Genomic DNA, 14788 nt, shown 5'->3' on the forward strand with positions numbered 1-14788 from the left:
TTTGCAAGGCGCTTTGAAGGAAGACCATTTAATGCTCCTTGGATTTCCAAAGAGACCCCCTTCCCGAATCGGCTCCCGCCGATTTTTTAGCTGGCATGCGCTCTGCATAATTTTCCCGCGAAAGGAAAACTTATGCGAATCCTCCCAATCCTGGTCCTATTTTGTAGTTTGCCCGCTTGCATGCCACTGCCCGCCCTCCCCCAACGCGGGGATTCCGGAGTCGGCGTTCCAGACGCAAACGCGGTGGAAGGTGGATCGAAGCTGGAAATTTACCTGCCGGATGTCGGCCAAGGAGACGCGACGCTCTTGCGAAGTCCGGGCGGGAAGACCTTGCTGATCGACGCGGGGCCGCCGAGCGCCGGCCGGGAGCGTTTGCTGCCTCTTTTGAGAGAACTGAAGGTCGCCAAGCTGGATGCGCTGCTCGTCACGCACTACGATTTGGATCATCTGGGCGGGGTGCCGTCGCTGTTGGCCGGCGAGGACGGAAAAATCGGCACTCCAGATGACATCGCCGTGGGCGTCGCCTATGACCGCGGCGGGGTTCCCTGGGACAACAGTCCAGGCTATGGCGGTTATTTATCGGCCCTTGCCAAGGCTGGGGCACAGCGCCGGACCTTGGAGGCGGGACAAGGGTTGGCGCTGGACGACGCCTTGAAAATCCGATGCTTGGCGGCCAACGGCGCCGTGGCGAATTTTGGGGGATCTGCCGCAACGGTGGATCTGACGCCGGCGACCTATTCCGGAAAGGAGAACGCGGCCTCGATTGCCCTGTTGGTCGAGTACGGCAATTTTCGTTATCTCACCGCGGGAGACCTGACCGGGGGCGGCTCGCTGGACGGATTTCTGACGCCGGATGTCGAGTCGCTGCTGGCGGAATCGATGGGCAGAGTCGACGTGGTGCATGCGAACCATCACGGCAGCCTGAGCAGCTCGAACGCGTCGTTCGTGGAGGCCACGGCGCCCAGCGCGATCTTCATTCAGGCCGAGAAAGACAATGCCTACGGGCACCCCCATCCGGAGGTGCTTGCCCGGTGGCGGGCCATCGGCGCGGAAATATACTCGACGGCGGAGGGAACGGGGTTCAGGTTGGAGACCTTGGGGGACGGGTTTGAAATTCTTCCCATCGCTCCTTGACGAAACTCGAATACGCTGAGCGAAACCGCGAAACGTCAAAATTGCGCGCATTGCTCCGGCAATGCTCCGGAGAGAACATCTCTCGCCGTTCCTCGAAGGCACGCACGGCGGCCTGCAGGGCGGAAATGCTTTGTTCCTGGAAAAATATTCCGGTGGGATACGGAGCTTCGGGTCCGCGCACGGTTTCCAGCGCCCCGCCCCGTCCAAAGGCTATGACCGGGGTTCCGGCGGCTTGGGCTTCGACGACGGAGATGCCGAAGTCTTCCTCGGCCGCGAAGACGAAGGCGCATGCCTTTTGCAGAAGCCGTTTCATCTCTTGGAACGGAAGTGCACCGAGCATACGCACGTTGGGGCCGGCGGAGCGCCTGACCTTTTCATAGTCTGGGCCATCACCGATGATCAGTAGCTCTTTTTCCGGCATACCCCGAAACGCCGCGGCGATGAGATCGACCTTTTTGTAGGGAACCAGGCGTGAGACGGTGAGATAGAATCCTTCGCGCGCCTCTTCTCCAGAGAAATCATCTACCGATACCGGCGGATAGATCACGGTGGATTCGCGTCCGTAGCAGTTATTGATGCGACGCGAGATATAGCCTGAATTGGCGATGAGCTGTTGAATTCTCCGGTTATTGCGAAGATCCCAAGCGCGAAGCCGCTTCAATAGCCATCGGACTACTGCGCCCTTGAGACCCGAATCCAATCCGGTCTCCCGCAGATATTGTTCTTGAAGTTCCCAGGCGTAACGCATCGGCGAATGGATATACGAGATATGCAGCTGTTCCGGTCGAGTCTTAACCCCCTTGGCGACGGCATGGGAGCTGCTGAGGACCAGGTCATAGTCGCGAAGGTCCAATCGCTCGATCGCGAAAGGCATGATCGGCAGGTAAGAGCGGTATTTCTTGGGAGCAAGGGGAAGCCTTTGGATAAAGGTCGGATGGGGGTTTTTCCCCTTCAAAAAACCGCGCTGGTTAGGAGAAAGAAAATCAACGACGCAAAATAGATCTGCATCGGGAAAACAATAAAGGATTTGCTCGAGAACCCGCTCGGCCCCCGCGTAGGTAACCAGCCAGTCGTGGATGACGGCGATTTTCACCTGGGGGATTCTTTGGCCTTAATTTGACGGATATATTCGGAAAAGAAAGCAATAAACACGGCGACGAAAAATCCTCCAAAGATCCCTATAGCGACGTTTAGGATCAACTTTGGAGATGAGGGCCTAACCTTAACGTCAGCTTTGTCTATTACCTGAAAGGCGAGATCTTCTTTGGATTCTTCGATCTTCGCCAACTCATATTGTTGTGTCAACAAGGCATGGGATCTGGCAATCAATTCTCGCTTTAAGGTAAGGAATTGGAGAACAATCTGTCCTGGTACCTGCTTTACCCGTGTGTCAGCCAATTGCTTATTGACATTCTCTTCTCGTCTCTGATTCTCCAACAATTCAGCATTGAAGTCTTCGAACGGCTTGGGCAATGATTCGAAGCTTCCAACATTGACGTCTAATTGGGGAATAATACTAGAGATACGGTTGTTACCATAAAAATTGTTAAGCTCTTTTCCAGCCTCAAGCAACTTGGCGCCGTTTTTGACTAATTGCTGCTCGATGAAAATCCTATTCCTTTTAGAAAGCGTGAGGGAATTATTTTCAATAAAGGCCTGCAATTGAATCACCATTTCATTGGCTATTTTAGCGGCCAACGCAGGATCCCCAAGCTTGACCTGAACCTTGATCAAGCCCGTCTTTTTATCTTCTTCAACATCAGAAATTTTTTTTTGAAAAACATTAATGGCATCTTCTTTGACAGGAATCACTCCCATCCAGTTCGGACGATATGTGTCTGAGGCCGGATCATATTGCCTGGCAAAAATCACCTTCATCAAACCCAACTTATCGATGACCTTCTCGCTCAAAGTTCGGCTTTTGAGAATATTAACCAACTCTTTGCTCTTGCCACCCCCCAAGGCGCCTAAACCTCCCGGCTGAGAACCCACCAAAGGGATTGAAGATACTTGGCTGGCCAGATTGGACAGTCCACTGCTGCCGCTGGAGGTAAGTGGCATAATAGATGCCTGAGTTTTATATTTTTTACTCATTATCAAGGATACGCCAACCGCCAACGCACCGCACAGCAAGGTAATGATCATAATGAGCCATTTTCGTGCCCAAAAAACACGCCAGTAATCCAGAATCGTCACCTCAGGCTCAACGTAATAGCCCATCATGGGCATCCCTGGATAATTTGCCGCGTAATGGGAGAATTCCGGCGGAACCGGCACATCCTTATGAAGATTATTAGGTTCCATAATTATTTAAACAATGCAGTGGCACTTAAACCTAAAGAAGCTATTGTCGGAAGCAAACCAATGTAAAATGACGTTGGAATGGATTTTTCGGGGACAACAATGGTGTCTCCGGGATTGATTAGGCGGTCGTAATTGCCATCTTTGGCTTTATAGGTTTGCCCATCGACTGTGACGACTTTAATCTGCTTATTTTTTGCCATAGTGGTGGTGCCACCGGCCAGTGTTAGATATTGACGCAAGGAATAATACTGATTGAAATCGAAAGCGCCTGGGCCACGAACAGCCCCGATAACAAACACTCGATCCTCTTGAGATGGGTAAAAAATATTGTCGTTGGGTAATTGTTTCAAATTGTAGTCAAACTGATGGTTCGCCAAGAATTTATGCGGAACAACAATAACATCACCATCCTTGACTTCGAAGGCGCCCATATTTGGAGAGTCTGAGTAAATTTCCAATATCTCTTTATCGGTATGACCACCGTATCGGATCACCTTCAAAGGTTGCTTTGGGTCGACTCCGACGGTGAAACCACCAGCTAAGTCAATAACCTGTTGGAGAAAGCGTTCGGATTTCAATTCAAATATTCCGGGTCTTCTTACCGGTCCTTCGATTTGAATCGCTCGCTTTTTTAGAGGGATGAAAATTGTTTCATTGTCTTCAAGATATGGATTTTGCGACAATTGCCCGAGGGTCTTATAGGCGAACAGGTCTAAAACTTGCCCACGACCTTGCCCTGCTTTTCTAACTTCCACAAAGCGTTCGGTTCCGCTTGTTTTGACATTTCCCGCTAGTTGAAGAGCATCTGTGACACGCATAGAAGGACTTACGCGATAAGTCCCAGGCTTCTTCACTTCTCCCAGAACGTGCACCTGATAAATAAGTCCGCGATCCATCAAGGAATCCTGGGACCCGCGCCCACGGTATCTGGAACTGCCTCCAAGGGTGGAATAATCATCGCCTTCAGCGCCTAGGTCATCAGGTTCATCCCCAAAACCTCGAAAGCCAGTTGGGTCTTTCTGTCCGCTAGGTGGGTCTTGCAAAAATACCCCACGTCGTTGTTGCGAAAAAGCGACGGGCGCAAGAAGGAAGGTACATAAGTAAATTGCTAAAATCTGAAGAAAAACTGATTTAAAAAAAATAACTAACTTTCTGTACATATTTAACGTCCGAGGATTGTCACCCACCTAACCTAAGCATTAATGGAGTAGCAATGCTTTTTTCCCGCAATTTAAAATATCTGCTTGAAAATAATAGGATTCTGACCTAAAGGCAGGGATCTAAGGTGCACTCCAACTAATATATCCTTACAAAATACGAATAACCTCGTCCGGGTTAATTTTTATGGAGTCTACAGAAAAAGCTCACCCCATATCTCTACTAGGCACTAGAAGTGAAGGGACCTTCTGGCGAAAGGAGCTATACCCAAATTATCTTAAGCGATTTTTTGATCTATTACTCAGCGTGCTACTGCTACCCTTAGCCATACCTATCCTCGCTGTCATGTATTTCATGATAAAATTAGATAGTAAAGGTCCTGTGTTATATAAAAGTGAGCGAATGGGAAAAGATGGTAAAAAATTCTATATTTATAAATTTAGGACGATGGTTCTTGATGCGGAAGCAAAACTTACTGAGCTTTTAGAGAAAAATCCCGAATTGAAACGAGAATGGGAAATTGATCATAAGTTGCGTAAAGACCCTCGCGTAACACGAGTTGGGAAAATCATACGGGCACTGAGTTTAGATGAACTACCCCAGCTGTGGAACGTCGCTAAAGGTGAAATGAGTTTCGTTGGACCCAGACCTATCGTTGAGGCTGAGGTACAAAAGTATGGGAAATATTTTAGAATATATAAATCGGTGAAACCTGGAATAACTGGCTTATGGCAGGTTAACGGGCGAAACGATATTTCTTACGAAGCTAGAATAAATTTTGATAAGCATTATGTAGAAAAAATGAGTTTCCCTTTGGATCTATTGATCATGGGTAAGACCATCCCAGTGGCTCTATCTAAAAAAGGGGCTTATTAAGTGATATAATGCCCCGCCCTGTTTTAAAATCCACATTAATAAAAAATATTTTTTCTCTAACCTTTCTCCAGGCAGCAAACTACATTCTGCCCCTGATCACCGTCCCATATCTGGTCCGCGTTCTTGGACCTGACGGATTCGGCATCATCGGCTTTGCTTTTGCATTAATACAATATTTTATTTTACTGACCGATTATGGCTTTAACCTATCGGCTACACGTATGATTGCATTGAGAGAGAACGATCCGAAAAACCTCTCAACTACATTTTCATCAATTTACACAATTAAGCTAGCCTTCATTATATTGAGCTTACTTTTACTCGTATTAATTACTCACTTTATACCTCAAATTCGTCTTCACGCAAAAATCTTCTATCTTACATTTTTAATTGTTGTCGGGAACGCCCTCTTCCCAATTTGGTTATTTCAGGGATTACAGGAAATGGGGCATATCGTCTGGTTAAATCTATTCAGCAAAGCATTGTGCACCGGAGCGATTTTCCTTTTTGTAAAATCTCCACAATCCATCAATCTCGCAGTCGGACTTCAATCCTCTGGTTATATTTTATCAGGGGTCCTAGGGTTTTGCATGGCCGTGTATAAATATAAGATAAAATTAGTAAATCCAGGGAAAGAGACTATTAAACACCAGCTACGTGAGGGATGGCCAATTTTCATCTCAACAGCCTCGATAAGTCTATATACAAACACAAATATTGTTTTACTTGGACTACTAACAAATGAAACGCAGGTGGGATATTATTCCGCAGCAGACAAGGTTATTAAAGCAGTACAGGGGCTCACAACTCCTGTTACGCAAGCCATCTACCCTTATATAAATCGATTAATATCGCAGTCAAAAGAGAGCGCAATTCTATTTATTAAAAAAAGCCTAACAGCATTTGGATTTGCATCCATATTAATGTCCATCTGCCTGCTTTTATTTGCAGAACCCATTGTTAATTTGATTCTAGGCGCAGGATTTGAGCAATCGATAATCTTAATAAAGATAATGTCACCTCTTCCGCTAATTATCACAATTAGCAATATCTTAGGCATTCAAACAATGCTCCCCTTTGGATTAAATAAGGAATTCAGCAGGTCGATTATAATTTCATCCATAATCAATATTGCATTAATAATTCCATTTACATCCTGGCTCTTAGCAAAAGGCACAGCCGCCTCGTTGGTCATCACAGAATTAACAGTCACGGCATTAATGTGGGGTTACCTAAGAAAAAATAAAATTATTTTATTAGGAGCAACACGAAATGCTATTTGATTTTTTAATTGTCGGAGCAGGATTCTCGGGAAGTGTTGCAGCCGAACGATTGGCATCGCGGGGAAATAAAATCCTATTAATCGATAAGCGTGAGCATATTGGCGGTAATGCTTTTGACGAATATGATTCTAACGGAATATTAATCCATAAATATGGCCCTCATATCTTTCATACTAATTCCAGGCGAATTTTTGAATATTTATCAACCTTCACCACTTGGAGGAATTACGAACATCGAGTCTTGGCGCATGTAGATGGAAGGCTTTTCCCTATCCCTATCAACCTTGATACGATAAATGGTCTATACAATCTTGATCTCGATGAGAAAGCCCTGAAAGAGTTCTTTGAGAAAGTGCGAATTCCTCGCTCTCCAATCAATACAAGCGAGGATGTGGTTTTAAACACAGTAGGCATGGACCTTTACGAAAAATTTTTTAAAGGATACACGCGTAAACAATGGGGATTAGATCCATCTGAACTGAGCGCAAGTGTTACTGCAAGGATTCCAGTACGAACTAATCGAGATGATAGATATTTTACTGATAGCTACCAGGCCATGCCAAAAGATGGGTACACTAAATTATTTTCAAATATATTGGATCATCCAAACATCCAAATTGAGCTGAATGTAGATTTTTTTAAAAAAAGAAACTCTTATAAATATAAACATTTAATCTATACTGGCCCGATAGACGCATATTATGACTTTAAATTCGGCCCTCTCCCATACAGATCGCTCATCTTCGAACATACACATATACCCAATATTGAATATTTTCAGAAAGTTGGCACAATAAATTATCCCAATGATTATAGCTTTACTCGCATTACTGAATTCAAACACTTAACAGGCCAAAAATTTAATGGCACATCTATAGTAAAAGAGTACCCAACAGCAGAAGGCGACCCGTATTATCCAATCCCAAACTCTAGCAATGATATTTTATTTAAAAAATATTATTCAATAAGTACCTCCGAGAGAAACGTAACCTTTATTGGAAGATTGGCACAGTATAAGTATTTCAATATGGACCAATGCGTTGGAGCATCTCTCAAAGCTATTCAGGACATTTTTAATGAACCCTAAGGTTTTATGCATCATCACCACCTACAACAGAATCGAATACCTTCAGCAATGTATGGATCAAGTGGTCGGAGCAGCGTTGTCAGCAGTCCAAAAGTTAATAAACCGTAGCCTCTGACAAAAACGAACTTTGAAGAGTGTTTTTAATTTTTTCCAAAAATGGGCTTTTTAGCTTTCTTGGTTGTTAATTATCAGGGGCAAATCCCTTAATTTTTGGTCTTTGACAATCCTCAGACACATTTCTTTCTTCCATCTCATGGTGCGAGGACAAGCAGGGACCGCATCCGGAGCAGATTCATCGCTGTAGGCAACAGGAAACCCTTGCTTCGGTTTCTTGCCAAGGTTCGATATCGGCTTCTACTAAATCCGAAAATATTCTTGGCGCGGGCAAAGACCCTTTCGACTCCGGCTCTGACCTTAGCAATTCTTCGATTCCGCTCCGTTTGCTTTCGAGTCTAAGGGCGGTTTCGATACGCTGACGTCCTCCCTAAAAACTAGACCGAAAATAAGATTAAAAATAAGGTCATCATGGCGGACTTGAAGAAGGAGACCCGACATGAAGAAATCTCGATTTTCGGAGGAGCAGATCACTTACGCTATAAAACAAGCGGAGGGAGGGGAACCAGTAGCGGACATATGCCGGAAGCTGGGAGTAAGCCAGAACTCCTTTTACCAATGGCGGCGGAAATATCAGGGGATGGGAGTTCCTGAATTACGCAAAATGCGTCAGCTTGAGGAAGAGAATCGAAAATTGAAGCGACTAGTAGCCGATTTATGTTTGGATCGGCATATTTTACAGGAGGTGATTGCAAAAAAGCTTTAAAGCCCATGGCAAAGCGTGAGCTGCTGGCTTGGTTAATCGATCGATTCAAGGTCAGTATCCGACGCAGCTGTCTGCTAATCCAGTTCAATAAATCAACTCATTATTATCGGCATCGGAAAGATCTCCAAGTGGCCCTCCGGATGCGTTTACGAGAGCTGGCGGAGACGAGACGGAGATTCGGCTGCAAGCGACTTCATGTGCTGTTGCGTAGGGAGGGATGGAAAGTGAATCACAAGCGAGTAGAGCGCATATATCAAGAAGAAGGCCTGAAATTGCGGTTAAAGGGGACAAGGAGAAAGCGAGCCGCTTATGTTCGGGTTCCGTTGGCGATACCGAATCGGTCTAACGAGCAATGGACGATGGATTTTGTGGCTGATCAACTGGCCGATGGAAGGCGAATTCGGATACTAACGGTGTTAGATAAGTTTACACGTGAATGTGTGTTAATGGAGGCTGATTTTTCACTGACAGGCAGGAAGGTTGCCAGGGCCTTAGAAAAGGTTGGTCAAGAGCGGCCCTTGCCCGAGGTGATTACGGTAGACAATGGGTCTGAGTTTGCTGGCAAAGACCTGGATAATGGGTGTACTGGAAGCGCATAAAGCTAGACTTCATTCGACCAGGAAAGCCCGTTGAAAACGCATACATCGAATCTTTTAATGGACGCCTGCGAGATGAGTTTTTAAACGACCAGCTTTTTATTTCTCTTGAGGATGCGAAACGAAAACTGGAAGATTGGAGGGTGGACTACAACCAATGCCGCCCTCATGGCTCACTGGGAAATCTGACCCCTATTGAGTTCATCAAAACCTGGTCAGAAAAACATTCCGCCGAAGGCCATTTTTAATCCTAAGATTGGTCTAGTAAACGGGGAGCCCTCACTACCGATTCTCAGTGCTTTCAAGTGGCGTAATTAAAGGGGGATGGTCAGTCAAACTATGTCTGAGGTTAGACTAACATTTTCCCTCCTTGTCTGGGGGGGCTTGCTTATATCATAAGACCCTACAAACTTCGGAGTTTTTCAAAGGATTCAAGTGAATAACATGACGAATATTATTGCTGTTGTTGTCACCTATAATAGGAAGGAACTTTTAAAAAATTGTCTGCAGAAAATCTTTTTTCAAAATGTTCCACTCCAAAAGGTAATTGTAATCGATAATGCTTCTACAGACGGAACAGAAACCCAAGTCAAGGATTCCGATTTTTTTAAATCGGGGCGGATATTATATTTCAAATTACCATCCAACTTTGGAGGTGCGGGGGGATTTCATGAAGGCATCAAAATAGCTTCAACGCTTAAACCTGACTGGATTTGGTTGATGGATGATGATGGAGAGCCTCGACCTGACACATTAAGCAATTTACTTAATATGCCGGAAAGATTTCTATTCCGAGGACCGTTAATTATTGATATCTTGGATAATCAACACAATCGATTATCTTTTCCCATCCCAATAATTCAAAAGAATAAAAAAAGAGATTTACTTACAATAATCGACGCGAAAGATAACTCTCCTTTTGGCTACATAGAAGGTTATTTAAATCCATTTAATGGGGTACTATTAAATAGAAAGGTAATTGACTTGGTAGGATTGCCATGTCCAGACTTTTTCCTTTGGGGAGACGAAACTGAATACTTTTTGAGAATCAAAAAAAAAGGAATACCTATCGCGACTTCCACATCGGCATTGTTTTTCCATCCATCAGACAAGATGAATAAAAGGAAGTTCAGTGTTCTTAAAAAGAATATTATTGTCAATTTTTCTAATGATAATTTTAGATCGTATTTATTAATAAGGAATTCGACCTTTATAAGCAAAAAATATTTTGGTATTAAAGGATTATTCAACCAAACAATTAAAAGTTTGTTTTTTTATAAAATAGCATCTCCTCAAACTCCAACAAGCATTATTTTCAAAGCGTATTTCCATGGTCTTACCGGGAATTTAAGAAAACATTTAAATTATAAAACATAATTAGTAGTATCCCAATGTTGACTTTTAGGTTAACGCCAAAATCTGATTTTTAGTTTATGTAACCGATCGTCTGTAAATTTGGAGAGGCCTTGAATTCTGGACAGATAAAAAGTGGCATCCTATTTGGAGTGCGGTCATAAAACTGGAATCTAAGAGACAAGATAAAGTGGGATTGGCAGCTGACTTCAAATGCCCGATAAGAGGGCGGAAGGAGTCAGTACCATGTCCAGAGATAAGCGTCATTATTCGGAAGAGATCAAGCGACGAGTCGTCGATGATTATGTAGCCGCTCGGAAAACCGCGCAGGAACTCGCCGCAGAACTTGGCGTAGCCCAGGGTCTCATTTACAAATCGAAGGTTCGTTTTGATGAGAGTGCCAAGGGGCAACGAATCGAAGAGATGCAGGCTCAAGGTATGGATACTGAGAGCGCGCGGCGCATCCTGGAATTGGAAGTCGAGCTGGCCGAATTTAAGAAGAAAGTTGGCGAGCAGGCGGTGATCATCGATATTTTAAAAAAACTCCAGCCTCCGAACTCACCGCTCGCGAAAGGATCGAATGGGTTGAGCGACATCATGAAGCATGTGGGTCGATCAAAAAGGCCTGTGAAGTGATGGAGATCGCGATGTCGACCTATTATTACGACCCCAAGATTTCCCGGGCTGAGCGCGAGGAGGCGGAGACCGACCTCCGCGATTATATTGAACAGATTCGGGTGGAATTTCCCCGGACCGGTTATCGGATGTTCACTACTGAAACATAATATGAAATTTTCATTAATATTGGCCACTATCAACAGAACAACAGAACTTGAAATTTTTCTTAAATCACTCCTATCGCAAAACCCACAATCATTCGAATTGATCATCGTAGACCAAAACAACGATAATAGGCTTCAGACAATAATCGAGAACTTCCAGGACATTTTTAAAATCATCCATATTAAATCCCCTCCAGGGCTTTCCAGAGCAAGAAATGCCGGTTTAAATGCTTCAACCGGAGACCTCATTGCTTTTCCTGATGACGATTGTCAATATCCTCCAGGGCTATTGGATAATATATTTGAATTATTTTTAAATAATAATTGTGACGGTATCTCTGGGAGATGTGTAGACGAATACGAAAGAGATAGCGCGGGAGTTTTTCTAACCAAAAGAAGCTTAATTAATAAATTTAATGTTTGGTCTTCAGCTATATCAGTTTCGTTGTTTATAAAAAGAAGTGCAATTCAAAACCTCTTTTTTGATGAAAATTTAGGTCTAGGAAGCAATACGCCCTATCAATCAGGTGAAGAGACAGATTTTGTTCTATCTTTACTCAATAATAGAAGACAAATAATATATTTCCCCAACATATTTGTCATTCATCCTTCTCCCACTACAACATTTACTGAACACGCAATTCAGAGAGCATTTAAGTATGGAATGGGTTGCGGGAAGGTGCTTAAAAAACACAACTACCCTGTTTGGTATAAAGTATATTTATTATTCAGACCATTAGGCGGGGCATTATTAAGCCTCGGATGCTTTAAAATCTCAAAAGCCAAATACCACTTTAATATATTTAAGGGACGTCTACTTGGAATGAAATGATAATGGAATCAACTCTAAATAGAAAAACTTATCATGCCATCTTTTGCTTTTACCAAATTTCCCTTGTCTTTCTACCGCTTTCGTTCGCCACAAAATTAATTTTGGGAATACCGTCAATTACGTGGATCGAACCTACATTGATAATCAATTTCCTAATTTTTCCATTCCAAATTCCTACATTAAAATTTTCCGATGCCCTTGCATTGATATGTGCAACTTTGCTGTTCCCAACTATTGTTATAGTCTTTTCATTAATATCTCTAATATCTTTAGACCCAGCTCCATTTTCAAAAACCTTAGTAGAAATAGCTAGGCTTAGCCTTTGCTCAATCTTTGCATTTAATTCCTACAATTTTCTCTCGCAAACTAATTTTCGTAAAAGAGCTTATTTCACAATTGGCGTTTCCGGAACCTTACAACTGCTTTTCGCAATATATATTATTTCAACTCCGTTTTTGCCCGTTCCTACGCTGTCTTCATTAAAGGAATATGCAATTGAATATCTTTATCGGCAATCAGTATTTGGTTTTGGAATTCCAATTCCCCGACTCGGAGGGACATTTATTGAGAGCCCTCCATTTGGTCTTTTCATGTTATGCGTTCTAATGGTTTCTATTTTTAACTTTAGGGAATTTAAAACAAAATCTTCAGTATTTTTTATTTTGGCATCATCCTTCGGAACACTAGCATCTTTATCTTCCCAAGTATTGCTTTCCGCCATCCTGATTGGAGGCATTTTCTATTTTCGATCAAGATTTGCAAAAAAAAATATCTTATTTTTTAATATTACTTTTTTGATAGCAGTGGTCTTTTTAGTCACCTGCTATTTGGCGTTACCCTATTTTTCACAAAAATATACTGAATTTATTACCGGCCAGTTTTCAGGAACTTCATTTGGTGAGAGGTACTTTCACCTTGAAAAATCATTAGATTTACTCTCTCAAAATATTAGGATTCTTATTATTGGAATTGGGGCTGGAAACTTTGGTTTTTATTCAGCTAAGGACGGTATTTTCCCAGATACAGTAACACCACAATTTATTGTTTCTGAAATATTGGTAGAAAATGGCATTTTGGGGCTTACTATATTTTTATTCACAATCCTTTTTATTATTAAAAAAATTAATAAAGGAATGGGATACTATGGAGTATTGTTATTCCTTGCATTATTTTTCGCCAACTCATTTCAGTCTAACTGGAAACAACCAAGTTTCTTTTTGCTTTTATCGCTATTATTAGCCATTGCTTCAAAAGAAAGAGTATACAATTTACCATCCAACGCGGAGATGATCACAATCAAGACCCATTAATGACCTGCAAATATTGAGATGCAGCCTTTTCCCATGAAAAGGCGTTTCTTATTTGGAGTGCCCTTTTGGCTTTCCCTGCCTGATCTATAGAAGTTTCTGCAGATATGCGTATGGCATTAATTAGCGAAGTCAAATTATTTGGATTGAAATAAGAAGCCCTATCCCCACAAATTTCCCGATGAATGCTTATATCGGATATTAACACATCACATCCCAACGCGATCGCTTCCACAGGTGGAAGACCAAAACCCTCATATAATGAAGGAAAAATTAACGATTTTGCGTTAATGTAAAGTGCCTTTAGTTGTGAATCGTTTATATCTGATACCCATTTAATATTATCTCTTTCGGTGATTTCATTATTCCCCTGAAATACAGAATAGTTACTTTTACACACAATCAAAAGATCAAAATCTTTTATTTTTTCTTGCAAAAATGCTTTAATCGCAAAATCAATATTTTTATTTTTAGAAAAACTACCAACCAAAAGAAAATATTTTCCGCTCTTAACATTAGCTTTTTCAATAATTGAATTATCAGCCGAGACTCTATCCAAGTGATCCGAACCAAGATAGATTACTTTTGGCTCGTGTTTTGGCGATAATATTTTTTTTATTTCCTCTCGTGAAAACTCTGAAATTGTTATTAGTTTTACTTCTTTAAACTTTAGAAGCCGAAAGAAAATTTTATAAAACATTCGAAAACTTAAAGAAAAGTTTTCCGGAGTTCTAAACACAGTCATATCATGAATTGTGAGAAATTGATTTCTCTTTAGAAGCGGACAAATATTTCCAAAATTAACTAGTGGCGAACCCGCCGAGAATATTGGCAACTCAAACTGTTCCCAAAAGTAGCCGCCTAACCACCCCACTTGCTTCAATCTTATTTTTTTTAATTTTAGATCTGTTAAATTGGCACGTGGAGCAAGGATTGTAAACTTAACTTTAAACTCTTCCTCACTTCTTTCAGCAAGCAATTGATCTAATTCCCGCACCATTTCAAATGCATATCTTTGAACACCGGTAAGACTTTGTGTTAAAAACCTCCCGTTTATAAAATATTCGACCATCTCGTGATTTTTAGAGCCTAAACGCGATATAAAATAACGAAGGATTTGATTTGAAGAAGTTGAAAGCAGCGTCCTTTAAACCAATTGTAATGGGTGCTCCGAAGATGCAATGGTGCTTTATGAGTTTTCTAATCACCACCCAGCCCAGCTCTGTTGAAGTCGAGTACCTTTCACAATTTGCCCT

At 42.4% G+C, this 14788-nt stretch carries 13 protein-coding genes and 1 pseudogene; 9 read left to right on the top strand and 5 right to left on the bottom strand.

Going from position 1 to position 14788, the window contains the following annotated elements; genetic code table 11:
- The first annotated feature begins 132 nt into the window (after positions 1-132).
- Positions 133-1134: an MBL fold metallo-hydrolase gene (locus FBR05_00075; protein MDL1870586.1), complete on the top strand. Its 1002-nt coding sequence runs from the start codon at positions 133-135 to the stop codon at positions 1132-1134.
- Here the strand turns inward: FBR05_00075 and FBR05_00080 are convergent.
- From FBR05_00080 to FBR05_00090, 3 genes are read right to left on the bottom strand one after another with little or no spacing between them, the layout of a single operon-like run.
- Positions 1082-2227: a glycosyltransferase family 4 protein gene (locus tag FBR05_00080; protein ID MDL1870587.1), complete on the bottom strand. Its 1146-nt coding sequence runs from the start codon at positions 2225-2227 to the stop codon at positions 1082-1084. The two genes, FBR05_00075 and FBR05_00080, sit on opposite strands and share 53 nt — an antisense overlap.
- Entirely contained in the window at positions 2224-3438 is a 1215-nt protein-coding gene (locus tag FBR05_00085) for a hypothetical protein (protein ID MDL1870588.1), read from the bottom strand. The genes FBR05_00080 and FBR05_00085 overlap by 4 nt, the downstream gene beginning before the upstream one ends.
- A gap of 2 nt (positions 3439-3440) precedes the next feature.
- Positions 3441-4598 (bottom strand): hypothetical protein, encoded by a 1158-nt coding sequence (locus FBR05_00090; GenBank protein ID MDL1870589.1) that lies wholly within the window; start codon positions 4596-4598, stop codon positions 3441-3443.
- Between the two features lie 184 nt (positions 4599-4782).
- Here FBR05_00090 and FBR05_00095 point away from each other — a divergent pair, with 184 nt between their 5' ends.
- Genes FBR05_00095 through glf form a run of 3 tightly spaced genes read left to right on the top strand, consistent with a single transcriptional unit; the run spans position 4783 to position 7842 of the window.
- On the top strand, positions 4783-5472 hold the full coding sequence (locus FBR05_00095) for a lipid carrier--UDP-N-acetylgalactosaminyltransferase (protein MDL1870590.1): 690 nt from the start codon (positions 4783-4785) through the stop codon (positions 5470-5472).
- A gap of 8 nt (positions 5473-5480) precedes the next feature.
- Entirely contained in the window at positions 5481-6755 is a 1275-nt protein-coding gene (locus FBR05_00100) for a flippase (GenBank protein MDL1870591.1), read from the top strand.
- The gene (glf, locus tag FBR05_00105; protein ID MDL1870592.1) at positions 6745-7842 is read left to right on the top strand and encodes a UDP-galactopyranose mutase; all 1098 of its coding nucleotides are present in this window, start codon (positions 6745-6747) and stop codon (positions 7840-7842) included. The genes FBR05_00100 and glf overlap by 11 nt, the downstream gene beginning before the upstream one ends.
- Positions 7843-8093: 251 nt before the next feature.
- Here the strand turns inward: glf and FBR05_00110 are convergent, their stop codons facing one another.
- The gene (locus FBR05_00110; GenBank protein ID MDL1870593.1) at positions 8094-8264 is read right to left on the bottom strand and encodes a transposase; all 171 of its coding nucleotides are present in this window, start codon (positions 8262-8264) and stop codon (positions 8094-8096) included.
- A 131-nt stretch (positions 8265-8395) separates the two neighbouring features.
- Here FBR05_00110 and FBR05_00115 point away from each other — a divergent pair.
- The 5 genes and pseudogenes from FBR05_00115 to FBR05_00135 all read left to right on the top strand — a co-directional run bounded on the left by FBR05_00115 (position 8396) and on the right by FBR05_00135 (position 13535).
- Positions 8396-9506 (top strand): annotated as a pseudogene (locus FBR05_00115) (IS3 family transposase).
- 196 nt (positions 9507-9702) lie between these two features.
- Positions 9703-10635, top strand: a complete 933-nt coding sequence (locus FBR05_00120; protein MDL1870594.1) for a glycosyltransferase — start codon at positions 9703-9705, stop codon at positions 10633-10635.
- 189 nt (positions 10636-10824) lie between these two features.
- Entirely contained in the window at positions 10825-11247 is a 423-nt protein-coding gene (locus FBR05_00125; protein ID MDL1870595.1) for a hypothetical protein, read from the top strand.
- 150 nt (positions 11248-11397) lie between these two features.
- Entirely contained in the window at positions 11398-12225 is an 828-nt protein-coding gene (locus FBR05_00130) for a glycosyltransferase family 2 protein (protein MDL1870596.1), read from the top strand.
- 2 nt (positions 12226-12227) lie between these two features.
- Positions 12228-13535, top strand: a complete 1308-nt coding sequence (locus FBR05_00135) for an O-antigen ligase family protein (protein MDL1870597.1) — start codon at positions 12228-12230, stop codon at positions 13533-13535.
- On the opposite strand, the gene FBR05_00140 is transcribed toward FBR05_00135, so the two are convergent.
- Positions 13522-14604 (bottom strand): glycosyltransferase family 4 protein, encoded by a 1083-nt coding sequence (locus tag FBR05_00140; protein MDL1870598.1) that lies wholly within the window; start codon positions 14602-14604, stop codon positions 13522-13524. The two genes, FBR05_00135 and FBR05_00140, sit on opposite strands and share 14 nt — an antisense overlap.
- Positions 14605-14788 lie beyond the last annotated feature (184 nt).

Source organism: Deltaproteobacteria bacterium PRO3, assembly GCA_030263375.1.
Taxonomy (GTDB): Bacteria; UBA10199; UBA10199; order DSSB01; family DSSB01; genus DSSB01.